Origin of the sequence: Belnapia sp. F-4-1 (assembly GCF_000802185.1) — a bacterium.
GTDB lineage: Bacteria > Pseudomonadota > Alphaproteobacteria > Acetobacterales > Acetobacteraceae > Belnapia.
The window spans coordinates 124,353-146,936 of record NZ_KN676113.1; the positions used below are offsets into that span (position 1 = coordinate 124,353).

Annotated in this window: 22 protein-coding genes; 9 read left to right on the top strand and 13 right to left on the bottom strand. The window is 72.5% G+C overall.

The features are described 5' to 3' along the window. Nucleotides 1–2 precede the first annotated feature (2 nt). From LH62_RS00870 to LH62_RS00895, 6 genes are read left to right on the top strand one after another with little or no spacing between them, the layout of a single operon-like run. A complete protein-coding gene (locus LH62_RS00870) occupies nucleotides 3–845 on the top strand; it encodes a sugar phosphate isomerase/epimerase (protein ID WP_043358665.1) in 843 nt (280 codons plus the stop codon). Further along, entirely contained in the window at nucleotides 842–2,083 is a 1,242-nt protein-coding gene (locus tag LH62_RS00875) for a glycosyltransferase family 4 protein (protein WP_043358666.1), read from the top strand. The genes LH62_RS00870 and LH62_RS00875 overlap by 4 nt, the downstream gene beginning before the upstream one ends. Beyond that, the gene (locus LH62_RS00880; RefSeq protein WP_043358667.1) at nucleotides 2,083–2,823 is read left to right on the top strand and encodes a PIG-L deacetylase family protein; all 741 of its coding nucleotides are present in this window, start codon (nucleotides 2,083–2,085) and stop codon (nucleotides 2,821–2,823) included. Before LH62_RS00875 ends, LH62_RS00880 begins: the two co-directional genes overlap by 1 nt. Further along, the gene (galE, locus tag LH62_RS00885; RefSeq protein WP_043358668.1) at nucleotides 2,820–3,833 is read left to right on the top strand and encodes a UDP-glucose 4-epimerase GalE; all 1,014 of its coding nucleotides are present in this window, start codon (nucleotides 2,820–2,822) and stop codon (nucleotides 3,831–3,833) included. The genes LH62_RS00880 and galE overlap by 4 nt, the downstream gene beginning before the upstream one ends. Continuing rightward, nucleotides 3,785–5,473, top strand: a complete 1,689-nt coding sequence (gene mdoH / locus LH62_RS00890) for a glucans biosynthesis glucosyltransferase MdoH (RefSeq protein ID WP_144404321.1) — start codon at nucleotides 3,785–3,787, stop codon at nucleotides 5,471–5,473. The genes galE and mdoH overlap by 49 nt, the downstream gene beginning before the upstream one ends. Before the next feature lie 23 nt (nucleotides 5,474–5,496). Next, a complete protein-coding gene (locus tag LH62_RS00895) occupies nucleotides 5,497–6,762 on the top strand; it encodes a hypothetical protein (RefSeq protein WP_043358670.1) in 1,266 nt (421 codons plus the stop codon). Nucleotides 6,763–6,862: 100 nt separating this feature from the next. Here the strand turns inward: LH62_RS00895 and LH62_RS00900 are convergent, their stop codons facing one another. Genes LH62_RS00900 through LH62_RS00920 form a run of 5 tightly spaced genes read right to left on the bottom strand, consistent with a single transcriptional unit; the run spans nucleotide 6,863 to nucleotide 12,344 of the window. After that, nucleotides 6,863–7,669, bottom strand: a complete 807-nt coding sequence (locus LH62_RS00900; RefSeq protein WP_043358673.1) for a sugar phosphate isomerase/epimerase — start codon at nucleotides 7,667–7,669, stop codon at nucleotides 6,863–6,865. Then, nucleotides 7,669–8,826, bottom strand: coding sequence for a dihydrodipicolinate synthase family protein (locus tag LH62_RS00905; RefSeq protein WP_043358675.1), 1,158 nt, complete (start codon nucleotides 8,824–8,826; stop codon nucleotides 7,669–7,671). Before LH62_RS00905 ends, LH62_RS00900 begins: the two co-directional genes overlap by 1 nt. A 3-nt stretch (nucleotides 8,827–8,829) precedes the next feature. Further along, nucleotides 8,830–9,984, bottom strand: coding sequence for a Gfo/Idh/MocA family protein (locus LH62_RS00910; protein ID WP_043358684.1), 1,155 nt, complete (start codon nucleotides 9,982–9,984; stop codon nucleotides 8,830–8,832). A 48-nt stretch (nucleotides 9,985–10,032) separates the two neighbouring features. Further along, nucleotides 10,033–10,656: a TetR family transcriptional regulator gene (locus tag LH62_RS00915; RefSeq protein ID WP_043358686.1), complete on the bottom strand. Its 624-nt coding sequence runs from the start codon at nucleotides 10,654–10,656 to the stop codon at nucleotides 10,033–10,035. Further along, nucleotides 10,656–12,344, bottom strand: coding sequence for an acyl-CoA dehydrogenase family protein (locus LH62_RS00920; RefSeq protein ID WP_052213552.1), 1,689 nt, complete (start codon nucleotides 12,342–12,344; stop codon nucleotides 10,656–10,658). Before LH62_RS00920 ends, LH62_RS00915 begins: the two co-directional genes overlap by 1 nt. An 86-nt stretch (nucleotides 12,345–12,430) precedes the next feature. Between LH62_RS00920 and LH62_RS00925 the strand changes: the two genes are divergently transcribed. Continuing rightward, complete coding sequence (locus tag LH62_RS00925; protein ID WP_043358687.1) at nucleotides 12,431–12,868, top strand: CBS domain-containing protein; 438 nt, start codon at nucleotides 12,431–12,433, stop codon at nucleotides 12,866–12,868. Here LH62_RS00925 and LH62_RS00930 read toward each other — a convergent pair. The 8 genes from LH62_RS00930 to LH62_RS00965 form a co-directional block, all read right to left on the bottom strand. Next, entirely contained in the window at nucleotides 12,865–13,524 is a 660-nt protein-coding gene (locus tag LH62_RS00930; RefSeq protein ID WP_201445399.1) for a M48 family metallopeptidase, read from the bottom strand. The genes LH62_RS00925 and LH62_RS00930 overlap by 4 nt on opposite strands. Nucleotides 13,525–13,595: 71 nt before the next feature. Further along, complete coding sequence (locus LH62_RS00935) at nucleotides 13,596–13,916, bottom strand: cupin domain-containing protein (protein ID WP_052213553.1); 321 nt, start codon at nucleotides 13,914–13,916, stop codon at nucleotides 13,596–13,598. Between the two features lie 70 nt (nucleotides 13,917–13,986). Beyond that, nucleotides 13,987–14,925 carry a dihydrodipicolinate synthase family protein gene (locus tag LH62_RS00940; RefSeq protein WP_043358690.1) on the bottom strand — a complete coding sequence of 313 codons (939 nt, stop codon included), beginning with the start codon at nucleotides 14,923–14,925 and terminating at the stop codon, nucleotides 13,987–13,989. Next, complete coding sequence (locus tag LH62_RS00945; RefSeq protein WP_043358691.1) at nucleotides 14,922–15,410, bottom strand: YcgN family cysteine cluster protein; 489 nt, start codon at nucleotides 15,408–15,410, stop codon at nucleotides 14,922–14,924. Before LH62_RS00945 ends, LH62_RS00940 begins: the two co-directional genes overlap by 4 nt. Before the next feature lie 15 nt (nucleotides 15,411–15,425). Then, nucleotides 15,426–16,535, bottom strand: a complete 1,110-nt coding sequence (locus LH62_RS00950) for a glycosyltransferase family 4 protein (RefSeq protein WP_043358692.1) — start codon at nucleotides 16,533–16,535, stop codon at nucleotides 15,426–15,428. A gap of 7 nt (nucleotides 16,536–16,542) precedes the next feature. Further along, entirely contained in the window at nucleotides 16,543–18,204 is a 1,662-nt protein-coding gene (locus tag LH62_RS00955) for a heparinase II/III family protein (protein ID WP_201445400.1), read from the bottom strand. After that, on the bottom strand, nucleotides 18,204–18,884 hold the full coding sequence (gene rpe, locus LH62_RS00960; protein ID WP_043358694.1) for a ribulose-phosphate 3-epimerase: 681 nt from the start codon (nucleotides 18,882–18,884) through the stop codon (nucleotides 18,204–18,206). Before rpe ends, LH62_RS00955 begins: the two co-directional genes overlap by 1 nt. A 120-nt stretch (nucleotides 18,885–19,004) precedes the next feature. Then, nucleotides 19,005–20,189, bottom strand: a complete 1,185-nt coding sequence (locus LH62_RS00965) for an RsmB/NOP family class I SAM-dependent RNA methyltransferase (protein ID WP_236552431.1) — start codon at nucleotides 20,187–20,189, stop codon at nucleotides 19,005–19,007. Between the two features lie 107 nt (nucleotides 20,190–20,296). On the opposite strand from LH62_RS00965, the gene LH62_RS00970 reads away from it, so the two are divergent. Together LH62_RS00970 and LH62_RS00975 are read left to right on the top strand one after the other, a co-directional pair. Then, on the top strand, nucleotides 20,297–21,985 hold the full coding sequence (locus LH62_RS00970; RefSeq protein WP_052213554.1) for a glycosyltransferase family 39 protein: 1,689 nt from the start codon (nucleotides 20,297–20,299) through the stop codon (nucleotides 21,983–21,985). After that, on the top strand, nucleotides 21,982–22,581 hold the full coding sequence (locus tag LH62_RS00975; RefSeq protein WP_052213555.1) for a DedA family protein: 600 nt from the start codon (nucleotides 21,982–21,984) through the stop codon (nucleotides 22,579–22,581). The genes LH62_RS00970 and LH62_RS00975 overlap by 4 nt, the downstream gene beginning before the upstream one ends. Nucleotides 22,582–22,584 lie beyond the last annotated feature (3 nt).

A 22,584-nucleotide genomic window follows, 5' to 3' on the forward strand; every position in this document is an offset into this window, starting at 1 on the left:
CCATGGCGCTGCGCTTTGCCTACAACACCAACGGCGCCGCCAACCACCGTCTCGCCGATGCCATCGCGCTGATCGCCGAGGCCGGCTACGACGGCATCGCCCTCACCCTCGACTTCCAGCACCTCGACCCGCTGGAGGAGGGCTGGGTGGCGCGGACGGAGGCGCTCGCGCGCGAGCTGCGTAGCCGCCGCCTCGGCTGCGTCATCGAGACCGGCGCGCGCTTCCTGCTCGACCCGCGCCAGAAGCACGAGCCGACCCTGCTGACGCCGAACCCCGAGGGCCGCGCGCGGCGCGTCGCCTTCCTCCAGCGCGCCATCGACATCGGCAACATCCTCCAGGCCGAGGCGGTGTCCTTCTGGGCCGGCGTGCCGCAGCCGGGCGTCGATCGCGGCGAGGCCGGCGAATGGCTGCTTGAGGGCCTGGCCCAGGTCACGGACTACGCCACCCGCCACGGCGTCACCCCGGCGCTGGAGCCGGAGCCCGGGATGCTGGTCGAGACGCTGGACGACTGGGCCAGGCTCCACCCGCACTTGCCCGGCCTCACCCTCGCCCTCGATCTCGGCCATTGCCTGGTGACGCAGGAGCGCGAGCCGCCGGCTGCGGTGCGCGAGTTCGCCGCGCAGATCGGCACCGTCGCCATCGAGGACATGCGCCGCGGCGACCACACCCACCTGCCCTTCGGCGAGGGCGACATGGACATCCCCGCCTGCCTCGACGCGCTGGAGGCGGTCGGCTTCGCCCGCCTTGTCTGCGTCGAGCTGTCGCGCGAGAGCCACCGCGCCGACCGGATGATCCCGCAATCGCTCGACTGGCTGCGCCGCTGCCGGGAAGGAGATGCCCGATGAGGATCCTGTTCTGCAGCCGCCGCTTCTTCCCGGCGATCAGCGGCATGAGCGTCTACGCCGTCAACCTGCTGCGCCAGCTGGTCGCCGCCGGGCACGACGTGACCATGGTCAGCCAGTACCGCGGCGATGCCGCCGGCACCCGCGTCTATGGCGGCGGCCCACCGCCCGAGGTTCCCGGCGTCACCGTCATCGGCCGCCAGTCGCTTGGCGAGGAGGCCTTCGCCGAGCCGGGCGGCGCCGATTTCGAGCGCGACGTGGACGACATGGTCTCCGTCATCCTCGCCGAGCACCGGAAGAAGCCATTCGATATCCTGCACGCGCAGTACGGCTACCCGAATGGCTGGGCCGTGCTGCTCGCCGCGCGCGAGCTCGGCATCCCGACCGTCGTCTCCATCCAGGGCGGCGACGGCCACTGGGTCGGCTCCTGCTGCGAGACGCATCGGCTCGGCATGCTGAACGTGCTGAACCACGCCAACGCGCTGCTGATCGGCTGCGAGAGCTTCGCGCAGGAGGTGGTCGAGCGCCTCGGCGTGGCACGGGAGCGCTTCACCATCGTCCCCGGCGCCGTCGACACGGAGCGCTTCCACCCGGCTGCGGGCTTCGTCCCCGGCGAGGCGGCGGACCCGGTGCGCCTGCTCTACCACGGCCGCGTCGACCGGCGGAAAGGCGCGCTCGACATGATCGAGGCGCTGGCCCTCCTCCAGGCCGAGGGCGTGCGCTTCGCCGCCACCATCTCCGGCATCGGCCCCGACCACGACAGCTCGCAGGCCCTCGCCGCCGAACGCGGCGTGCCCATCCGCTTCACCGGCTATGCCGATTACGACGCGGCGCCGGCGCTCTACCGCGAGGCCGATGTCTTCGTCAGCCCGACTTATGCCGAGGGCTTCAGCAACACGATCCTCGAGGCGATGGCGAACGGGCTGCCGAGCGTCTCCTGCTATGCCGTCGGCGTGGTGGACTGCCTGCGCGACGGCGAGAACGGCCTCCTGGTGCAGCCGGGCGACATCCCCGCCCTGGCCGGGGCGCTGCGCCGGATCATCGAGGACGCGCCGCTGCGCCGCCGCCTCGCCGCGACCGCGCTGGAGGAATGCCGGCGCACCTATTCCTGGGAGGCGGTCGGCCGCCAGATCATGGGGGTCTATGCCGAGGTCGCCGGCCGGACGCCCGATACCGGCTTCGATCCCGTCCTGCCGCGCGACCCTGACTGCCGGTTCCGCGCCGCGCCGCACCTGCTCTGATGCCGCGCGCCCTCGCCCTCTCCCCGCATCTCGACGACGCGGCCTTTTCCTGCGGCGGCACCCTGGCGAACCTCGCCCAAGCTGGCTGGAGCGTCACCGTCGTCACCGCCTTCACCCGCTCGGTGCCGGACCCCAAGGGCTTCGCGCTGGCCTGCCAGCTCGACAAGGGGCTGCCGCCGGAGGCCGACTACATGGCCATCCGCCGCGCCGAGGATGCCGAAGCCTGCGCCCGGCTCGGCGCCGCGCCGCTCTGGCTCGACTTCCCGGAAGCGCCGCATCGCGGCTATGCGGATGCTGCCGCCCTGTTCGGCCCGCCGCATGAAGCGGATGCCATCCAGGCGCCCCTTTCCCACGCCCTGACGGCGCTGCTGGCGGAGCCGCCGGACCTGCTGCTGGCGCCTCAGGCAGTGGGCGGGCATGTCGATCACGTCCAGCTCGTCGCGGCGATCCGGGCGGTGCTGCCCGCCGGGCTGCCGGTGCTGTGGTGGACCGACTTCCCCTATGCGGCCCGGCCGCGGCAAAAGGCAGCACGCCCCTTCGCCGCGCTGATGGACGCCTGGCCGGAGCGCGTCCTGCATGGCGATGCGGCGTCCCGCCTCGCCGCCTGCGCCGCCTATGCGACGCAGCTCGGCTTCCAGTTCGGCGGGCCGGCAGGGCTCCGCCAGGCGCTCGACGCCGCCGGGCCGGTCGAGCGCTTCCGCGAGGCGGGCCGGGTGCCGATCGGGATGCGCGCGGCATGACGGAAGGGCATGCCATCCTCGTCACCGGCGGCGCCGGCTATATCGGCAGCCATGTCGTCCTCGCCCTGCTCGATGCCGGCCTCCGCGTCGTGGTGCTCGACGACCTCTCGACCGGCTGCGCCGAGGCCGTCCCGCCCGGCGTGCCGCTGGTCCGCGCGGGCACCGGCGACGCATCGGCGGTCCGCGCGGCGCTGCGCAGCCACGGCATCGGCGCCGTCGTCCACATGGCGGGCTCGCTGATCGCTCCCGAGAGCGTCACCGACCCCGCCCGCTACTGGCGGAACAACCTCGCCAACACCCTCGTCCTGGCCGAGGCCTGCATCGCCGAGGGCGTTACCCGCCTCGTCTTCTCCTCGACCGCCGCGGTCTACGGCATCCCCGACCGCCTGCCGGTCGACGAGGACGCGCCGTGCCGCCCGATCAACCCCTACGGCGCCTCGAAGCACGCGGCGGAGCAGATGCTGCTGGCCGTCTCGGCGGCGCACCGGCTCGACGTCGTCGCGCTGCGCTACTTCAACGTGGCCGGCGCCGACCCGGCCGGCCGCGCCGGGCTGCGCATGCCCGGTGCCACGCACCTGATCAAGGTGGCCTGCGAGGCGGCGCTCGGCCAGCGGGCGGAGGTCGCCATCTACGGCGAGGATTACGACACGCCGGACGGCACCGGCATCCGCGACTACATCCACGTCACCGACCTCGCCCGCGCCCATGTCGAGGCGCTGCGGCATCTCGCCATGGGCGGCGGCAGCGTGGTGCTGAACTGCGGTTACGGCCGCGGCCATTCCGTCCGCGCCGTTCTCGGCGCCGTCGAGCGCGCGACGGGGGCGAGGATCAGGGTCCGCATCGCGCCGCGCCGCCCGGGGGACCCGCCCGCCGTCGTCGCGGCGGCGCAGCGCATCCAGGGCCTGCTGGCCTGGCGCCCGGCCTTCGACAACCTCGATGCCATCATCGCCGACGCCGTCCGTTGGGAGCGGCACATGGCGGGCCAGGATCGGCGGCACCTCTGGAGCTGAGCGCCGCCACCCTGGCGGGGGAGCGGCATGCGCTGCGCCCGCGCCGCCGCCTGATGGCGGCGCTGGTGGCGGGCCTCGCCGCCGGCCTCGTCGCGCTCGGCTGGCACGTCCTCGCCGCCGGCGGCTGGACGGTGTGGGAGGCGCTGATCCTCGCTTGCCTCGCCGTTAACGCACCCTGGCTCGGCCTCGCCGCGGCGACGGGGCTGGCCGGCATCACCACCCGCCTGCGCGCCCGCGACCCGCTTGCCGCCGTGCTGCCCGCCCTGCGCCAGCCCGGTTGGGGGGAAACGGCGATCACCGCGCGCACCGTCCTCGCCGTCTGCGTCCGGCTCGAGGACATGGCGGCCGTCCTGCCGCCGCTCGGCGCCCTGCTGGCGGAGTTGCGCCGCCCGCCCGCCGAGTCCGGCTGCTTCCGCCTTGCCATTCTGTCCGACACGCCGGACGGCGCCGCCGCGCAGGCTGAAGCGGAGGCCGTCGCCCGCCTCGCCGCCCGCTTCCCGCCTGGCGCGGTCCACTACCGGCGCCGGGCCTGCAACACCGGCTACAAGGCCGGCAACCTGATGGACTTCCTCGACCACGACGCGGCTGGGGAGTTCCTGCTGCTGCTCGACGCGGATTCCGCCATGTCCGCCGCGGCGGTCAGGCGCCTCGTGCGGCTGATGCAGGCCGACCGCCGCCTCGCCATTCTCCAGCCCACGATCCAGGGCCATGGCGCGGCCACCCGCTTCGCCCACGCCTTCGGCCTCGGCCAGCGCCACGGCATGCGGATCTGGGCGACGGGTCAGGCTTGGTGGCAGGGGCCGGAGGGGGCCTTCTGGGGCCACAATGCGCTGATCCGCATCGCCCCCTTCCGCGCCCATGCGCGCCTCCCCCTGCTGCCGGGCGGCGAGGCGATCCTCAGCCATGACCTCGTCGAGGCCGCCCTGCTGCACGCCGCCGGCTGGGCCGTGCGCGTCCTGCCGGACGATGCCGGCAGCTTCGAGCGGCACCCGCCCGACCTGCTCGCCTGCCTCGACCGCGACATCCGCTGGGCGCGCGGCAACCTCCAATTCCGCCACCTGCTGCGCCGCCCCGATCTCGGCCGGCTGGGCCGGCTGCAGATGGTGCAGGCCATCCTGCACTATGTGCTGACGCCCTTCTGGTTCGCCCTGCTGCCGCTCGCTGCGCTCAATGCCGCCACCGGCGGCGGCGAGGGCACGCCACGTGCCGGCCTGCTCCTGCTGCTTGCCGCCGGCTTCGTGATGCTGAATCTGCCGAAGCTCGCCGGCCATGCCGAGGCCCTGCTGCACCCCGGCCCGCGCATCCGCCGCCTCGGACCCATCCTACGCGAGGTCGCCACCGCACTCGCCGCCGATGCGATCATGGCCGCCGAGCGGACGGCGCTCATCCTGACCAGCGCCATACGGCCATCCGCCGGATGGGCCTCGCAGCAACGCGACGGCCGTCGCCTGCGCCCCGCCGCGACGGCCTGGCGGCTGCGGGCCAGCATGGCGACGGGCCTCGCCAGCCTCGCCCTGCTCGCCGCCGCCGGCCCCTTCCCGGTCCTCGTCGCAGCCCCGGTCTGGCTACCCCTGCTCCTCGCCATGCCCATCGTGGTACGGATGGCGGAGGCCCCGCCGCCACCCGAACCGCCCCGCTAACCGTCTACAGGAGACAAAGGCCAATGCGGATCCTGGCCATCGGACCGCGCGTCTATCTCGGCGACATCTACCTCGCCCTCATGCGCGAGGGCCACGAGGTGCGGGTGCATGCGGAGGACCGCCCGGAGGAACGCGCCTTCGACGGCTTGATCGGCACCGTCCCCGATTGGCGGCAGGAACTCCCCTGGGTCGGCCGCGACGGCATGGTCCTGTTCGAGCGGGCCGATCGCGGCGAGGTCGCCGATGCGCTCCGGCGCGACGGCTACCGGGTCATCGGCGGCAGCGCCTTCGGCGACCGGCTGGAGAACGACCGCGCCTTCGGCCAGGAGGTGCTGCGCCAGCACGGACTGCCGATGGCCGGCAGCCAGGCCTTTGACGGCCCCGCCGAGGCTCTCGCCTGGCTCGCCGAGGCCCCCGGCCGCCACGTGCTGAAATTCGACGACAGCCGCCTGCCGACCTTCGTCGGCGAGCACCCGGACGGGCTCGACCTCGCCTACATGCTGCGCCGCGCCGGCCCCGGCCGGGTGTTGCTGCAGGAGCGGCTGGAGGGCGTCGAGGTCGGCGTCGGCGCCTATTTCGACGGCCAACGCTTCCTCCGCCCCGCCTGCATCGACTTCGAGCACAAACGCTTCTTCCCCGGCGAGATGGGCGAGATGACCGGCGAGATGGGCACGCTCGCCAGCTACGAGGGCGGCGAGCGGCTGTTCGAGGCGACGCTCGGCCGCATTGCGCCACGCCTCGCCGAGGCCGGCCATGTCGGCTACGTCAACCTCAACCTGATGGTGGACGAGCGCGGGCCGCTGCCGCTGGAATTCACCTGCCGCTTCGGCAACCCAGGCTTCGCCGTGCTGGCGGCGATGCAGCGCGACGGCTGGGGCGACCTGTTCCGCCGCATGGCCGATGGAGGCGCCGAGGGCTTCGCCACGACGCAAGGCTGGTCGGTGGCCGTGGTGCTGACCGTACCGCCCTTCCCGGCGGTGGACCATGCGGCGACGCCGGCCGACGATGTGCCGTTCTTCTACCGCGACCCGCCCACCGGGGCGGAGCTAAGCCACTACCACCCCGTCGACCTCCGCCGCGACACGGCGGGCCAGTTCCTGATCCGCCGCCGCTCGGGCCATGCCATGATCGTCACCGGCACCGGCGCCACGGTGCCGGAGGCGCAGGAGGCGGCCCGCGCCCGCGCCCGCAACGTCATCGCGCCGGAACTTCGCTGGCGGGCGGATATCGGCGAGCGCTTCCTGCAGGGCGAGGGCGACCGCCTGCGCGCCCTCGGCTGGATCGACTAAAGCGGTTTCTGTTCGCACTGGCTCACGGAACCCGCTCTAGCCTGTTGTTTTAGCGAGCGAATTACTCCGATCAGACGATTCCGTTTGATCGGAGTTTGCTTTAGGCGCCCTGCCCCCAGGCGACGATCCTTTCCAGCACCCGGTCCGGCTCCTCCGCCCACCAGCGGCGCGACAGGATCTCGACCTCGGAAGGGCCGTCATAGCCCGCCGCCTCCGCCAACGCGCGGATGCGGGGGATGTCGATGACCCCCTCCCCCATCATCCCCCGGTCGAAGACGAGATCCTGCGTCGGCACCAGCCAGTCGCAGACATGGAAGGCGGCGATCCGCCCCCTTGCCCGCGCCACCTGCCGCTCCAGCTCCGGGTCCCACCAGACATGGTAGACATCGAGCGCAATCCCGACGCCCTCGCCAAATTCCTCGGCGAGGTCGAGCGCCTGCCCCAGCGTGCTCAGCACGCTCCGGTCCGCGCAGGTCATCGGGTGCAGCGGCTCCAGCGCGATGGTGACGCCCGCCGCCCGCGCCGCCGGCAGCACCTCGGCGAGCCCGTCGCGGAACATCGCCCGCGCTCCCGGCAGGTCCTTCGAGCCCGGCGGCAACCCGCCCCCCAGCACGACGAGGCACCGCGCCCCGATCGCCGCCGCCTCCTCGATCGCCCGCAGATTGTCCTCGATGGCGGCCCTGCGCCCCGCCGCATCCGCCGCCGGGAACATCCCGCCGCGGCAGAGCCCCGAGACGACCAGCCCTGCCTCCCGGATGCGCCGCGCCGCGGCCGCCACGCCCATCTCCGCCAGCTTGTCCCGCCAGGGCGAGATGCCTGGAATGCCGTGCCGCGCGCAGCCCTCGATGCACTGCGCGAGCGTCCACCGGTCCCGCACGGTGACGGTGTTGAGCGACAGCTCCTCCATCACGCGACGCCATGCACCGCGAGAAGCGCCCGCATGCGCGCCACCGCCATCTCCGGGTCCCCCAGCAGCCTCGCCGCATCCGCCAGCCGAAACAGCTCGGCCAGATGCCCGATGCTGCGCGCCGATTGCTGCCCGCCGAGCATGGTGAAGTGGTCCTGGTGCCCGCTGAGCCAGGCCATGAACACCACGCCCGTCTTGTAGAAGCGCGTCGGCGCCCGGAAGATATGCCGGCTCAGCGGCACCGTTGGCGCCAGGATGCCATGGAAGCCGGCGAGGTCGCCCGCCTGCAATGCCGCCAGCGCCCCGCCCACCGCCGGCGCGATCGGGTCGAAGATGCCGAGCAGCGCATCGGAGTGCCCCTCGGCATCCCCAGCGATCAGCTCGGCATAATTGAAGTCATCCCCCGTATACATCCGCACGCCGGCCGGCAGCCGCCGCCGCATGGCGATCTCCTTCTCCTTGTCGAGAAGGCTGATCTTCACCCCATCCACCTTCGCGGCATGCCCGGCGATGACGGCCAGCGCCGTCTCCATCGCCCGGTAGTGTTCGGCGTTGCCCCAGTACCCCTCGAGCGCCGGATCGAACATCTCGCCGAGCCAGTGGATGATCACCGGCTCCCGCACCTGACCGAGGATGCGCGCATAGACCCGCTCATAATCCGCCGGTCCCTTCGCCGCCTTCGCCAGCGCCCGCGACGCCATCAGGATGATGCGCCCGCCCATCTGCTCGATGGCCTCGCACTGCTCCTCATAAGCACGGATCACGTCGTCCACAGTGACATCCGGCCCCGGCGCGAGGTGGTCCGTCCCCGCGCCGCTCGCCATCACCGCCCCCGGCACGTCGCGCATCGCCTCCAGGCTGCGCCGCACCAGCTCCTGCGCCCCCGTCCAGTCGAGCCCCATCCCCCGCTGCGCCGTATCCATTGCCTCGGCGACGCCGAGCCCGAGCGACCACAGATGCTGCCGGAAGGCGATGGTCCTGTCCCAGTCCACCTTGATGTCGAGCCAGGGGTCCTGCTCGGCGCGCGGATCGGCCACCACATGCGCCGCGGCGAGGGCGATGCGCGGAAAGGGCGGATGTGCCTTCGGAAACACCCTTGGCTCACTCAACGTGAACCGCTCGACACCCGCGCCCTTCGGCAGATCGATGCTCGCCATGTCTCAGCCCTCCAGCGCCGGGATGTCGATCCAGCGGCGCTCGCGCCAGCTCCGCAGCCCCGCCTCGGCGAGCTGCACCCCCTTCGCCCCGGCGAAGAGATCCCATTGGAAGCCCTCACTCTCGCCGGCGAGGTAGCGCAGGAACATCTCCCACTGCACGCGGAAGCCGTTCGGATAATCCTGCGTGTTCGGCACCTCCTGCCAGCCGCCGAAGAAGTCGATCGCCTGCGGGATGTCGGGATTCCACACCGGCTTCGGAGTATTGACGCGGCTCTGCGTCCAGCACCGCTGCAACCCGGCGACGGCGCTGCCATGCGTCCCATCCACCTGGAAGGTCGCAAGATCGTCCCGCCTGACCCGCGTTACCCAGCTCGAATTGATATGCGCGACGATGCCGCCCCTGAGCTGGAAGGTCGCATAGGCCGCATCGTCCACATCCGCCTCGTACGGCCTGCCATCCTCGCCGATCCGCTCCGGGATATGCGTCGCCCCAAGGCAGGACACCGCCTCCACCTCGCCGAACAGGTTGTCGAGCACGTAGCGCCAATGGCAGAGCATATCGAGGATGATCCCCCCGCCCTCCGCCGCCTTGTAGTTCCAGGAGGGCCGCTGCGCCGGCTGCAAGTCGCCCTCGAAGACCCAATAGCCGAACTCCCCCTTCACCGCGCAGATGCGCCCGAGGAAGCCGCTGTCGATCACCATCGACAGCTTGCGCAGCCCGGGCAGGAACAGCTTGTCCTGCACCACGCCGTGCTTGATGCCCGCGCGCTGCGCCAGCCGCGCGACCCGCAGCGCATCCTCCAGCCGGTCCGCCGTCGGCTTCTCGACATAGATGTGCTTGCCTGCCGCGATCGCCCGCTCGATCAGCCCGGCGCGCAGCTGCGTCGTCGCCGCGTCGAAGAACAGCTCGTCCCGCGCATCGGCTAAGCAGGCATCAAGGTCGGTCGAAACCCGCTCCACCCCATGCGCCCGCGCCAGCGCCTCCAGCTTCTCCCGGTTGCGCCCGACGAGCACCGGGTCCGGCATCACCCGGTCCCCATTCGCCAGCCGGATGCCGCCATCGGCGCGGATGGCGGCGATCGAGCGGATGAGGTGCTGGTTCGTCCCCATCCGGCCGGTGACGCCGTTCATGATGATGCCGATGCGACGTTCCGCCATGGCCACTCTCCCTCGCATAGGTAACCATCCGGTTACCTATATTCGGAGTCAAGGCCGCAGATAGCCCAGCACCACCTCCACCGCATGCCGCTCCCGCTCTGCCAGCGCCGCCTCGCTGCCGAAATCCGCCTGGAGCGCCGTGGCGAGCGTGTACCGGTTGGCCACGAAGAAATGCCCGAGCCCCACGATGGTGATGTAGATCTGCATCGGGTCGACATCGCGCCGGAACACGCCCGCCTCCGCCCCCCGCGCCAACACCGCGCCGATCTGCCCGAGCAGCGGCGAATAGAGCGCAGGCACGCCTTCGGACTTTTTGAGATAGGCCGCCCGGTGGATGTTCTCCTGATTGAGCAGCGCCACGAATTCCGGATGCGCCGCAGTGTAGCGCAGGTTGAACTCGACCAGCCGTCGCATCGCCTCCGCCGGCGGCAGCGCCTCGACGTGCAAGCCTCGCTCCGCCGCCCGCTTGGCTGCATAGGCGCCCTCCAGCACGATGAGCCAGAGTTCCTCCTTGCTGCCGAAATAGGCGTAGAGCATCCGCTTGTTGGCGCCCGCCCGCAGCGCGATTTCATCGACGCGCGCCCCTGCCAGCCCCTTCTCGGCGAACTCCACCAACGCCGCATCGAGGATACGCTGCCGCGTCGCCGCCGCCCGTGGCGAGAGCCCGTCCATCACCCCGTCAGGACCTTGGCCAGCAACGCCTCGGAAACCGGCTCATCCTCGGCGTCCAGCGGATCCCTCGGCAGCACCCGATGCCGCAGCACCAGCCGCGCCAACTCCAGCCGCTCCGCGTCCTGCAGCCGCCCCGCCTCCCAGGCCATCGCCGCTGCGCTGGTCAGGTGATAGAGCGCGCTCGCCGCCTGCCGCGCCAGCGCCGGCTCCCCCTGCGCCCGCTCGGCGAGCGCCGCCGCCCGCTCGAAGGCGGGCATCGCCCCCGGCAGCGCATCGCCGTTGCCGAGCAGCCCCTGCACATGCGCCCTCAGCACCGGCAGCGACCCTTCGCGCTGCGCTGCCCGCAGCACGTCGAGGGCGACGATGTTGCTCGTCCCCTCCCAGATGCTGCCGAGATGCGCATCCCGCACCAGGCGCGGATCGGCCCATTCCTCGATATAGCCGCAGCCCCCGCGCACCTCCATCGCATCGCCCGTCACCCGCCGCGCATCCCGGCACGCCCGGAACTTCAGCAGCGGCGTCAGGATGCGCAGCAGCGCATAGGCCCCATCCTCGCCCGCATCGCTCCGCCGCATGGCCTCGGCGGCCTGGAACACCATGCTCCGCGCCTGCTCCATCGGCAGGACGAGCTTCATCAGCTGCCGCCGCATCAGCGGCATCTCGACCAGCCGCCGCCCGAAGGCGATGCGGTGCCGCGCGACGAAGGCCGCCTCCGTCACCGCCCGCCGCATCAGCCCCGCCGCCCGCATCCCGTTCGACAGGCGCGAGGCGTTGACCATGTCGGCCATCTGCCGGAACCCCGCCTCCGGCTCGCCGACGAGGAAAGCTGTCGCCCCCTCCAGCCGGATCTCGCCCGAGGCCATGGACCGCGTCCCAAGCTTCTCCTTCAGCCGCACGATCCGGTAGGCGTTGCGCGACCCGTCCGGCCGCTCCCGCAGCAGCAGGAAGAGCGACACGCCCCGGAGCCCCGCCGGCCCGCCGACGCGCCGCGCCAGCACCAGCGCCACCCCGGCATCCGGATTGCTGCAGAACCACTTGTCGCCGGTGAGCGCCCAGCTCCCGTCCGCCCGCTCCTCGGCCATGACGGCGGTCGCGGCGATATCCGACCCCGCCCCCTGCTCCGTCATGAACATCGCGCCCTGCCGCAGCGCATCGAGGTCGGTCGATGTCAGCCCCGGCAGATACCGCGCCACCAGCCCCGCATCCCCGAACCGCCGCAAGGTCCTTGCCAGCGCATCGGTCATGGAGAGCGGGCAGCACAGCCCGAACTCCGCCTGCACGAAGAGGTAGGTGAGCGCATATTTCGCCGCCGGCGGCATCGCCTCCGGCCAGCCCAGCACGCCGCCGCGATGCGACATCGCCGCCAGCCCGAACTCGCTGAAGGCAACCCGCTCCATCTCCCGGTAGGCCGGGTGAACCTCGATCGTCGCCGCATCCTCGCCCCGCCGCGTCCGCGGCTTGAGCACCGGCGGATTGCGGTCGGCGACGCCCGCCAGCTCATCCAGCCGCCCACCCGCCAGCGCCCCCATCCGGTCGAGATGCGGCAGCAGATGCGCCAGCAGTCCCTCAGGCAGATAAAGCCCCAATAGCGGCCGCAGCCACGGATCGGCCCGCCAGAGGTTGATCCCCTGGGCGTCCGGCACCGCCTCGGCGCCGATCGGCGCCGGCATGATCGGCAGGCTGTCCATCACGTCACCATGCCCCCTCCCGTTTCCGCCATGCTAGGCTCTCGGCCAAGGGCAGGCAAAAGCCGCAACGCAGGGAGAACGATGCCATGACCATCGCCGCCGTCATCCGCGAGAAGGGGCGCAACGTCGTCTCCGTCTCGCCCGAGGCGCCCATCGCCGAGATCGCCGCGATCATCGCCTCGCGCCGCATCGGCGCCCTGGTGGTGCTCGCCGATCATGGCGGCCTGGTCGGCATCGTCTCCGAGCGCGACGTGGTGAAGGCGCTGGCGAAGCACGGCGCCCGCGTCCTCGAATTGACGGCCAGCGACCTGATGACCCGCCAGGTCACCACCGTCACCATGGGCACCTCCATCGACCAGGCGGTGGAGATCATGGATGCCGGCTATTTCCGCCACCTGCCGGTGATGGAGGATGGCGCGCTCGCCGGCATCGTCAGCATCCGCGACCTGGTGAAGCACCGCATCACGCTCCACCAGCGCGACCTCGAGGCGCTGAAGGCCGCCGTGCAGCAGCGGAGCGGCTAGCCCGCCCTTAACAACCCCGGCCCATTCTCCTTCAACCAGGCGACCGCCGCATGCCGGTGCGGCGTCAGCCGCTCGACCAGCGCCCAGAATGTTGGCGAATGGTTCATCGCCCCGAGATGCGCCACCTCATGCGCGACCACGTAGTCGAGCACCCAGCCCGGCGCCATCACCAGCCGCCAGGAGAAGGCGAGCGTGCCATCCGGCGCACAGCTCCCCCAGCGGCTCCGCGTGTCCTTCAGCCGCACCCCCCGCGCCGCGTGGCCAAGCACCGCCGCATGCCGCGCCACCAGCCCGGTGATGCGCTCCCGTGCCTCCTCGCGCAGCAGCGCCGCGACACGCCCCGCCACATCCCCATCGCCGCCGAGCAGGATCGCCCCCGGCTCCAGCCAGGCCTCGCCGATGCGCGCCCCGGTGACGCGCACCACATGCGCCACGCCGCCGACCGCGACCTCCGCCCCCGGGACGAAGGCGACGGGCGGCGCCAGCGCCGCCAGCCTCTCCCGCACCCAGGCCGCATGGGTCTTCAGCAGCGCGACGCCCGCCGGCCGCCCGGCCCGCGGCGGCAAGGTCACCACCACGGAGCCGCTGCGGATATCGATGCGCAGGCTGACGCGCCGCGCCCGCGCCGAGCGCCGCCATTGCACGGGTCCCGGCAAGGCGGCCTCCGGCCCGAGGGGGTCGTCGCTGCCGTCCCCCTGGCGACCCTGCACATCCAATGGCCCGCGGTTCAACCCGGCAGCGCCTTCAGCTCCGTCTCGACGAAGGAGAGCGGCGCGCTGCCGCCATTGACGACGTTGTGCTCCACGCCTGCCACCCGCGTGTAGGAGACGCCCGCCTTCAGCTCCGCCGTCATCATCTCGCCGCCGGGCAGCTCGACGAGCAGCGTGCCATCCGTCACCGGCACGACGACATAGAGCCAGCCATGCCGGTGCCAGCCCGTCTCCGCGCCGGGATTGAAGTCCCAGCGCGTGACGCGGATGTTCTCGTCATCGATCTGCACGGTGCCGGTGGCGGGCTCCCGGCACCTCATGGGCTCGGTGAAGCTCATGCCTCGCCTCCCGGCCGAACCACGCCGCCGGTGCCCGGCTTCGCTTGCGCCTTCCGGCGATCGGGCGGGTTCACTCGGCGGCGGCCTTCACGCCCAGCCCCGGCAGCGGCAGCGCCCCCGCCGCCTCCCAGGCCTTCCACACCGCATCCGCCTGCGCCTGCAACAGCTTCAGGTGCGGCGGCCGGATCGTGCGCCAGCCATCGTCGCCCGTGCTGCGCGCGATGATCTCGCGCAGGCCGGAGATCAGCGCCACGCTCGTCGCCGCCTTGCGCGTCGCCGTCAGCACCGCCTGCGCCGCATCCGCCTCCGGGCCGCTGCGCTTCGCATAGACGATGCCGCCCCAATGGCTGTTCGCATTGCTCGCCGCGGTGATGCAGCCCGCACCGCCCTCGGCGAGGATCTTCTGCACATACTCATCGGAGCCCGAATAGACCTCGAACCCATCCTCCGCGAAGGCGTCGATCATCGCCTTCATGTTGGCGTAGTCGCCGCTGCTGTCCTTCACGCCCTTGACCACGCCGGGATACGCCTTCAGCAGCCGCCCGATCAGGTCGAGGCTGAAGGGCACCGCCGATTGCTGTGGGAAGTTGTAGAGATAGAGCGCGATCCCGCCGCCGACGCGATTGATCACCTCGGAGAACCAGGCGAAGAGCCCGTCATCGCTCGGGTTCTTGTAGTAGAAGGGCGGCAGCACCAGCACGCCGCGGCAGCCCTGCGCCTTGGCATGCAGCGTCAGCTCCACCGTATCGGCGAGCGAGGCGGTGCCGGTGCCCGGCATCATCGTCGCCGCCGGCACGCCATTGGCGATCAGGCCTTCCAGGATCTGCTTTCGCTCATGCAGGCCGAAGCTGTTCGCCTCGCCGGTGGTGCCGAGCACGCCGAGCCCGTTGCAGCCATTCGCCAGCAGCCACTTCGCATGCCCCGCCATCCGCGCCGGATCGGGCGAGAGATCGGGCTTCATCGCCGTCAGTACCGCGGCATTCACGCCACCGAACAGGGCATCCTTCATGATCTCTCTCCTCGCTTCGCCGGCGGCCGCGCCTTGCGCGGCAGCTGTCCCGGCCATTCCACCACATGATCCTCGAGGGCACCCGCCTCGCGCTCCGTCACCGCGCGCCCGCGCACCGAAACCCCGGCCTCGTGCACCGTCTCCGGCGTACCCGAGATCAGCGGATGCCACCAGAACAGGTCGCGCCCCTCCGCCACCAGCCGGTAGGCGCAGGTCGGCGGCAGCCAGTCGATCGCGGCGATGCGCGCCGGCGTCAGCTTCACGCAGTCCGGCACATGCTGGCGGCGCTTCGGGTAGTCGCGGCAGCGGCAGCTTTCCGTATCGAGCAGCCGGCAGGCGACCTCGGTGAAGACCACCTCCTCGGTGTCCTCGTCGCGCAGCTTGTGCAGGCAGCACCGCCCGCAGCCGTCGCAGAGGCTCTCCCACTCGGTGCGATTCATCGCCTGGAGCGGCTTGGTCTTCCAGAAGGGCAGGATATTGTTCACCGCCCCACCTTAGACCTACAGCCCCAGCAGATCGAGGGTCCGCCCCACCACCTTCGCCTCGTCGAAGCGCTCCGCGGCCCTTTCGCGCCCCGCCACCCCCATCCGCGCCCGCAGCCCGGCATCGCCCGCCAGCCGCCCCAGCGCCGCCGCCAGCGGCTCGACCGTGGCCGGCGGCACGAGGAACCCCGTCTCCCCCCCCACCACCATCTCCCGCGAGCCGCGGATATCCGTCGCCACCACCGGCAGGCCGCAGAGCATCGCCTCGATGATCGACATCGGCAGCCCCTCGAAATGGCTCGGCAGGGTGAAGATATCCGCCGCCGCCATCACCCGCGCCACGTCGTGCCGGTAGCCGAGCCGCCGCACCCGTCCCGGCATCGCCGCCTCCGCCCGGGCGAAATGCGGCTCCAGATCCTCGCCATGATCCGTCGCCAGCCGCTCGCCGACGACCCAGAGGACGGCGCCCGGCACCGCCTCCATCGCCCGCAGCAGCTCCGGATAGCCCTTGTGCCGGACGAGCCTGGAGACGGCGAGCACCACGCACTGCCCCTCCGCGGCGCCGAGCTCCGCCCTGACCTGGGCCCGCGCCTCCGCATCCGGCAGGAACAGCGCCGGGTCGCGCCCGTTCAGCACCGGCACGGCCCCGGGATGGATGCCGAGCCGCCGCGCATCCCCCGCCTCCTCCTCGCTGACGGTGAGGTAGGTATTGGTGATCCGCCCGGCCGCCCGCTCCAGCGCCAGCGCCAGCCCCCGCCGCCAGGCCGGCCCCGGCTGGTTGAACAGAAAGCCATGGCAGGTATAGGCGACCCTCGGCACCCCAGCCGCCCGCGCCGCCGCCCGCGCCAGCAAGCCGCTGATCGGCATATGCGCATGCACCAGGTCGAACCGCTCCGCACGGAACACCTGGTGCAGCTCCCTGAGGCACCTCGCCTGCGCCGCCGGGTTGAGGCTGCGCGCCATCGGCACCGGGATGACGCGGAACCCCTCCGCCCGCGGCAGGTCGAGCAGCGGCCCCTCGGCGCAGAGCCCCACCACCTCATGCCCCCGGGCGCGCGCGCCCCGCATCAGCGGCAGCAGGAAGTGCCGCAGCGAGAAATCGACATTGGTGACCTCAGCGATCTTCAGCGGATGGTCAGGCTTCCGCCCCCTCGCCCGGCGGCGGCGGCGCCGCCGCCGTCACCCGGCCGAGCGCCCATTGCACCGTATCCTGCCCCGCCTCGGCCGAAAGCACGATCTGGCCGTTCTGCCGCTGCTCGCCGCCGAGATAGAGGCTTTCCTCCAGGCTCACCGCCGCTCCCTTGGCGCGCAGCCGCCAGCCTTGGCCGGAGGGCAGCCGCAGCAGAACCGCCTGCTCGTCCTCGACGAGGCTCGCCGTCACGCCCGGATGCAGGTGGAACCTCACCACGAAGCCCGGCGGCTTGGCCCCCTGCTCCAGCATCTCGACGATGTCCTCGCCGCGCAGGTCATCCCCGGACTCGGCCAGGTAGAGCCGCCGCCGATGCACCGCGCCGAAGGGCCGCCGCCAGCCGTCATGGCTCGCTTCCAGCCACTGCGCCCCATTGGCCTCGTGCCGCTCCTGCTCGACACGCTCCGGCCGTCGCCCGAGCCCTTCATCCTTCAGCTCGCTGCTGTTGGTATCGGCGAGGATCAGCGTCGAATGCGCCGCCGTCGCCCGCACCGCATCGCGCCAGGCGCCCTCCGCCCCCGGTGCCGCGCCACAATTGACGACCAGCCGGTCCCGCCCGACCGACATCTCGAAGGACAGCGTCCCGGCATGGGCATAGCGGTCGGCCCCGCGCGGCAGCCCCGTCTCGGCATCCCGCGCGCGCGCCGGCGGCGGCGCCGCGGCATCGGCGATGACGAGCGTCCGCCCCGCCTGCAACCGGTGGAAACCCGTCTCCTCCAGCAGCATCGGCGCCCGGCCCCGCGCCTGCCCCTGGGTGAGGACGAGGTCGACGAGCCCCGCCCCTTCCTCCCGCGTGCCGTTGAACTGCGCCAGCCCACCATCCCCATGGCGGAACAGCCTCAGCGCCTGCCCCGCCCGCTCCAGCACCGTCGGCAGCAAGGCCGGCGGGTTGATCCCCGCCCCGTGCAGCAGATTGCGGATCTCGATCAGGTCCTGCATGGCGAAGAGCTGCTGTGCCGGCGAGCGCTCCACATGCCCGCCATCCGGATGGAATTGCCGCTCCAGCTCGCCGGGGAGGAAGCGGAGCGCCCGCGTCATCCAGGCCTCCTCCTCCAGGGCGACAGCGGCCGCGATCGCTCCCTTCAGGGTGACGAGCGCCCCGCGATGCATGGCCTCTGCCGGGAGGGAGCCGACGACCCCCCGCGCATCCTGCGCCAGCCGCACCAGCAGCCGCTTGCGGAAGCCATCCTCCGCGGTGGCGGCCAGGAAGTCCCAATGCCCGAGCCAGGCCGAGACCCGTGCCGCGGCGACGCTCGGCGCCTGGGCCAGTGTCTCCTCCGCCCCGCGACCGAGCCAGTCCTCGGCCAGGTCCCGCGCCCGCGTCCGCGCCGCATCCGTCCCGAGCGCGCGCAGGTCGCGCATCCAGGCGAAGCCATGTGCCGCCGCCCGCCATGCCACCGGCCCCGCCGCCGCCTCCCAGCCCACGCCGCTTTCCGGGTCGAGCCGGTGCGTGGTGCCGAGATGCTCGAACTCGCCGCGCAGCAGGCGCGCGCCCCGGTTCGCATCCCCCGGCCAAAGGTCGCGGAAGGCCCGCGCCGGCGCCTCCGGCACCTTCACCGGCCGCAAGCCGGAGATGAAACGCCGCGTCCCGCGGATGATGTCGCGCATCAGGCCATAACCTTGGGTCGGAGCGCCTGGATGGCCTCCCTGTAATCCGGCTTGCCGAACACCGCCGTCCCGGCCACCAGCACATCGGCACCGGCGGCGATGCAGCGCGGCGCCGTCTCCGCCGTCACCCCGCCATCCACCTCGAGGTCGATCGGCTGCCCGCCGGCCGCCTCATGCGCGTCGATCATCCGCCGCAGCGCCGCGATCTTGCCGAGCTGGCTGTCGATGAAGCCCTGCCCGCCGAAACCGGGATTGACCGACATGACGAGGACGAGGTCGCAGAGGTCGAGTACGTTCTCGACCGCGCTCACCGGCGTTGCCGGGTTGAGCACCACCCCCGCCCGCTTCCCCAGCGCGCGGATGGCCTGCAGGCTCCGGTGCAGGTGCGGCCCCGCCTCCGCATGCAGGCTGATGGTGTCCGCCCCCGCCTCGGCGAAGGCGGCGAGATAGGGATCGGCCGGCGCGATCATCAGGTGCACGTCGAAGGGGAGGGCGAGGTGCCGCCGCAGCGCCTTCACCACCACCGGGCCGAAGCTGATATTTGGCACGAAATGCCCATCCATGACGTCGAGATGCAGCCAGTCTGCCCCGGCATCGGCCACGGCCCGCGCCTCCTCGCCGAGACGGGCGAAATCGGCGGCGAGCAGGGAAGGCGCGATCCGGACGGGAGGCTTCGACATCCCGGCGGTTCTAGCGGCGGCGGGAGGGCGGGGGCAAGGCGCCGTCCGACGGCGGATTCCACAACGCGATACCGAAATCACCCTTAAGTTGCTTATCCGCCTCATTTATCGCGCGAATTGTCATCCGCGCCGCCACCGCGCGACGAAGAACCCGTCCATCCCGCCCCGCTCCGCCCAGAGATCCGGCCGCGTCCTGAGCGTCCCGGCCGCGGTGACCACCCCTTCCAGCCCCGGCACCTCCTCCGGCCGCACCGGATCGGCCACGAACCCCTCCGGCACCGCATGCCCTTCCCCCTCCTCCGGCTGCAGGGAGCAGGTGGCGAAGACCAGCCGCCCGCCCGGCGCCACCCGCCGCGCCGCCGCGGCGAGCAGCGCCCGCTGCACCTCCGCCATCGCCGGCACGTCCCGCACCCGCTTCAGATAGGGCACGTCCGGGTGCCGGCGGATGGTCCCCGTCGCCGTGCAGGGCGCATCGAGCAGCACCGCGTCGAACACCGCCCCGCCCGCATCCCATTGCACCGCATCCGCCTCGACGACCTCCGCCTGCAACCGCAGCCGCTCCAGGTTCTCCCGCAGCCGCGCCGCCCGCCGCGCCTCCCGCTCCACCGCGACGACCTGCCCCCCGGCAGCCACCAGCTGTGCCGTCTTTCCCCCCGGCGCCGCGCAAAGGTCGAGCACCCGCTCCCCCGTCCGAACCCCGAGCACCCGCGCCGGCAGGGCAGCGGCAGCGTCCTGCACCCAGAACCCGCCCTCGGCGAAACCCGCCATCTCCGCCACGCGCGTCCCCGGTGGATAGCGCCAGCTCCCTGTCGGCAACGGCTCACCCCCCTCCGGCGCGGCCATGCCCGGCGCCAGCGACAGGTCGAGCGGCGCCTCCCCGCGATGCGCCGCGGCGATCGCCCGTACCCCAGGCCCATAGGCCGCATGCCAGGCCGACCACAGCCAGGGCGGCGTATCCAGCCGCTCCGCCTCCAGCCCGTCGAGCGCCGCTGCCCCCGCCTCCGCCACCCGCCGCAGCACGGCATTGGCGAGGCCGGTGAAGGGCTTCGGCACCAGCGTCACGCAGCTGGCGACGGCCGCATGCGCCGGCGTCCCGAGCAGCAGCAACTCGGCCGCCCCCATCCGCAGCGCCTGCCGCACCTCGGAAGGCGGCTCCCGCCTGAGATAGAGCTCCAGCACCGCATCCAGGCTTCCCGCCCGGCGCAGCACTGCGCCCGCGATCCGGTGCGCCGCCGCCTTGTCGCGGGGCGCGATGCCCTTCGGCAACGCATCGAGCGCCTCCTCCAGCGGACGATGGCGGGTCATCACCGCCTCCAGCAGGGCAAGGGCGGCACGGCGGGTCGGGGAACCGAGATGGGACGACATGCGGCGGTTTATGGCCCCCGACCCCGCCCCATGCTAGTCCGCGCGCCATGCATCTCTCGGCCCTCTCCAGCCCGGACCCGTCGCTCGGCCTCCTGCCCGATGCGCTGCAACGCCGGCCGAAGCTCTTCCTGGTCCTGCTCTGCCTGCTGCTCTGGCTGCCGGGCTTCTTCACCCTGCCGGCCACGGACCGCGACGAGGCCCGCTTCGCCCAGGCCAGCCGGCAGATGGTCGAGAGCGGCGACTATGTCCGCATCCGCTTCGGCGAGGAGGAGCGCAACAAGAAGCCCGCCGGCATCCACTGGCTGCAGGCCGCCTCGGTGCACCTGGTGGAGGCGACGCATCTCGGCACCCGGGACATGATCTGGCCCTACCGCCTGCCGAGCCTCGCGGGCGCCCTGCTCGCCGTGCTGGCCACCTTCCACTGGGGCCGCGCCCTGGTCGGCCGCCGCGCCGCCCTGCTCGGCTCGGCGATGCTCGCCTCCTCCCTGGTGCTGGTCGCCGAAACGCACATCGCCAAGACCGATGCCGCGCTGCTGGCGACCATCGCCGGCGCCATGGGCCTGTTCGGCCAGGCCTATCTCCGCCCCGACGCCTTCACCGCCCGCCAGGCCGCCGGCTTCTGGCTGCTGCTGGGCTTGAGCATCCTGCTGAAGGGCCCGATCGGGCCGATGGTCCCGCTGCTCGCCGGCATCACCCTGGCGGTCAGCGACCGCGAGGCTCCCTGGCTCCGCGCGCTCCGCCCGGGCTGGGGCCTGCCCCTGATGATCGCCGCCGCCGCCCCCTGGTTCATCGCCATCGGCGTGGCGACTGAGGGCCGCTTCTTCCAGCAGGCGGTCGGCGGCGACATGCTGTCCAAGATCGGCTCCGGCGAGGAGAAGCACTGGGGCCCGCCCGGCTACTACCTGCTGACCTTCGCCATCGCCGCCTTCCCCGGCGCCTGGATCGTGCTCGCCGCCCTGCCCAATGCCTGGCGCGACCGGCTGAACCCGCCGACCCGCTTCCTGCTCGCCTGGGTCGTCCCCTCCTGGCTGGTCTTCGAGGCGGTGCAGACCAAGCTGCCGCACTACACCTTGCCGCTCTACCCGGCCCTGATGCTGCTCGGCGCCGCCTGGGCGATCAATCCGATGCGCAACCCGCCCGGCCGCTGGCTGCGCTGGGTCGGCATCGCCGGCCTCGTCCTCGTCGCCACGGCGCTGGCCGCTGGCGCGCTCGCCGCGCCCTGGTACCTGGAGCGCCGCATCCTCCTCGCCGGGCTGCTGGCGATCCCGGCCGCCGGTGCCCTCGCCTATCTGCTGCTGCGCGCCGCCCGCCTGCGCGCCTGGGGCCGCGCCGGGCTGCTCGGCGCCCTGCTCGCCGTGCCGCTTTATGCCGCGGTGCTGGAAGGCGTCGCCCCCCACCTCGCCCCGCTCTGGATCGCCCCCCGCCTCGCCGAGGCGGTGGAGGCCCGCGCCCCCGGCCTGCCCGCCGACCGTTTCGGCATCACCGGCCATTCCGAGCCCTCGGTGCTCTTCGCCCTCGGCCAGGATGTCCGCCTCCTTCGTACCGGCACGGACGCCGCCGACTTTCTCGCCGCCGGTCCCGGCCGGGTCGTCGCCGTCGGCGACCGCGCCGAGGCCGATTTCCGCAGGCGGGCCACGGCCCTCGCCCTGGCACCGCAGGAGGTCGCCAGCGTCACCGGCTTCAACTACTCCCGCGGCCGATGGGTGACGCTGCTGCTCTACAGGCTGCCGGCATGATCGCCTGGGCCTCCGACCTCGTCGTCTCCGCCGGCCTCGTCGGCGTCTTCCTGCTGATGGTCGCCGAGAACCTGTTCCCGCCGATCCCGTCGGAGGTGATCATGCCGCTCGCTGGCTTCGCCGCCGCCCGCGGCCAGCTCTCGATCGAGGGGGTGATCGCCGCCGGCATCACCGGCTCGCTCGCCGGCAACGCCTTCTGGTACGAGGCGGCACGGGCCTTCGGCGCCGCCCGCATCCGCCGCCTCGCCGACCGCTTCGGCCGCTATGTCGGCCTCACCGCCGAGACCCTCGACCGCGCCGAGGCCGCGCTCCGCCGCAACGGCGCCGCCGCCGTCTGCCTCGCGCGGATGATGCCCGGCCTCCGCACCGGCATCTCCGTCCCCGCCGGCCTCGTCGCCCTGCCGCGCCCGGTCTTCTACGGCTTCAGCGCCCTCGGCACCTCGATCTGGACCGGCGGGCTCGCGATGGCCGGCTACCTGCTCGAGGACCAGTTCCACCTGATCGAGGACTGGGCCGGTACCGCCGGGCTGGCGCTGACGGCGCTGATCCTCCTCGTCGTCGGCCTGCGCATCCGCCGGGCGCGGCGGGCGGGGTAGCGG

Bases quoted from the DNA above. Each gene is read 5' to 3' on its own strand.
- LH62_RS00870 (WP_043358665.1), top strand. From the start codon at position 3: ATGGCGCTGCGCTTTGCCTACAACACCAACGGCGCCGCCAACCACCGT.
- LH62_RS00875 (WP_043358666.1), top strand. From the start codon at position 842: ATGAGGATCCTGTTCTGCAGCCGCCGCTTCTTCCCGGCGATCAGCGGC.
- LH62_RS00880 (WP_043358667.1), top strand. From the start codon at position 2,083: ATGCCGCGCGCCCTCGCCCTCTCCCCGCATCTCGACGACGCGGCCTTT.
- galE (WP_043358668.1), top strand. From the start codon at position 2,820: ATGACGGAAGGGCATGCCATCCTCGTCACCGGCGGCGCCGGCTATATC.
- LH62_RS00895 (WP_043358670.1), top strand. From the start codon at position 5,497: ATGCGGATCCTGGCCATCGGACCGCGCGTCTATCTCGGCGACATCTAC.
- LH62_RS00900 (WP_043358673.1), bottom strand. From the start codon at position 7,669: ATGGAGGAGCTGTCGCTCAACACCGTCACCGTGCGGGACCGGTGGACG.
- LH62_RS00905 (WP_043358675.1), bottom strand. From the start codon at position 8,826: ATGGCGAGCATCGATCTGCCGAAGGGCGCGGGTGTCGAGCGGTTCACG.
- LH62_RS00910 (WP_043358684.1), bottom strand. From the start codon at position 9,984: ATGGCGGAACGTCGCATCGGCATCATCATGAACGGCGTCACCGGCCGG.
- LH62_RS00915 (WP_043358686.1), bottom strand. From the start codon at position 10,656: ATGGACGGGCTCTCGCCACGGGCGGCGGCGACGCGGCAGCGTATCCTC.
- LH62_RS00920 (WP_052213552.1), bottom strand. From the start codon at position 12,344: ATGGACAGCCTGCCGATCATGCCGGCGCCGATCGGCGCCGAGGCGGTG.
- LH62_RS00925 (WP_043358687.1), top strand. From the start codon at position 12,431: ATGACCATCGCCGCCGTCATCCGCGAGAAGGGGCGCAACGTCGTCTCC.
- LH62_RS00935 (WP_052213553.1), bottom strand. From the start codon at position 13,916: ATGAGCTTCACCGAGCCCATGAGGTGCCGGGAGCCCGCCACCGGCACC.
- LH62_RS00940 (WP_043358690.1), bottom strand. From the start codon at position 14,925: ATGAAGGATGCCCTGTTCGGTGGCGTGAATGCCGCGGTACTGACGGCG.
- LH62_RS00955 (WP_201445400.1), bottom strand. From the start codon at position 18,204: ATGCGCGACATCATCCGCGGGACGCGGCGTTTCATCTCCGGCTTGCGG.
- rpe (WP_043358694.1), bottom strand. From the start codon at position 18,884: ATGTCGAAGCCTCCCGTCCGGATCGCGCCTTCCCTGCTCGCCGCCGAT.
- LH62_RS00965 (WP_236552431.1), bottom strand. From the start codon at position 20,189: ATGACCCGCCATCGTCCGCTGGAGGAGGCGCTCGATGCGTTGCCGAAG.
- LH62_RS00970 (WP_052213554.1), top strand. From the start codon at position 20,297: ATGCATCTCTCGGCCCTCTCCAGCCCGGACCCGTCGCTCGGCCTCCTG.
- LH62_RS00975 (WP_052213555.1), top strand. From the start codon at position 21,982: ATGATCGCCTGGGCCTCCGACCTCGTCGTCTCCGCCGGCCTCGTCGGC.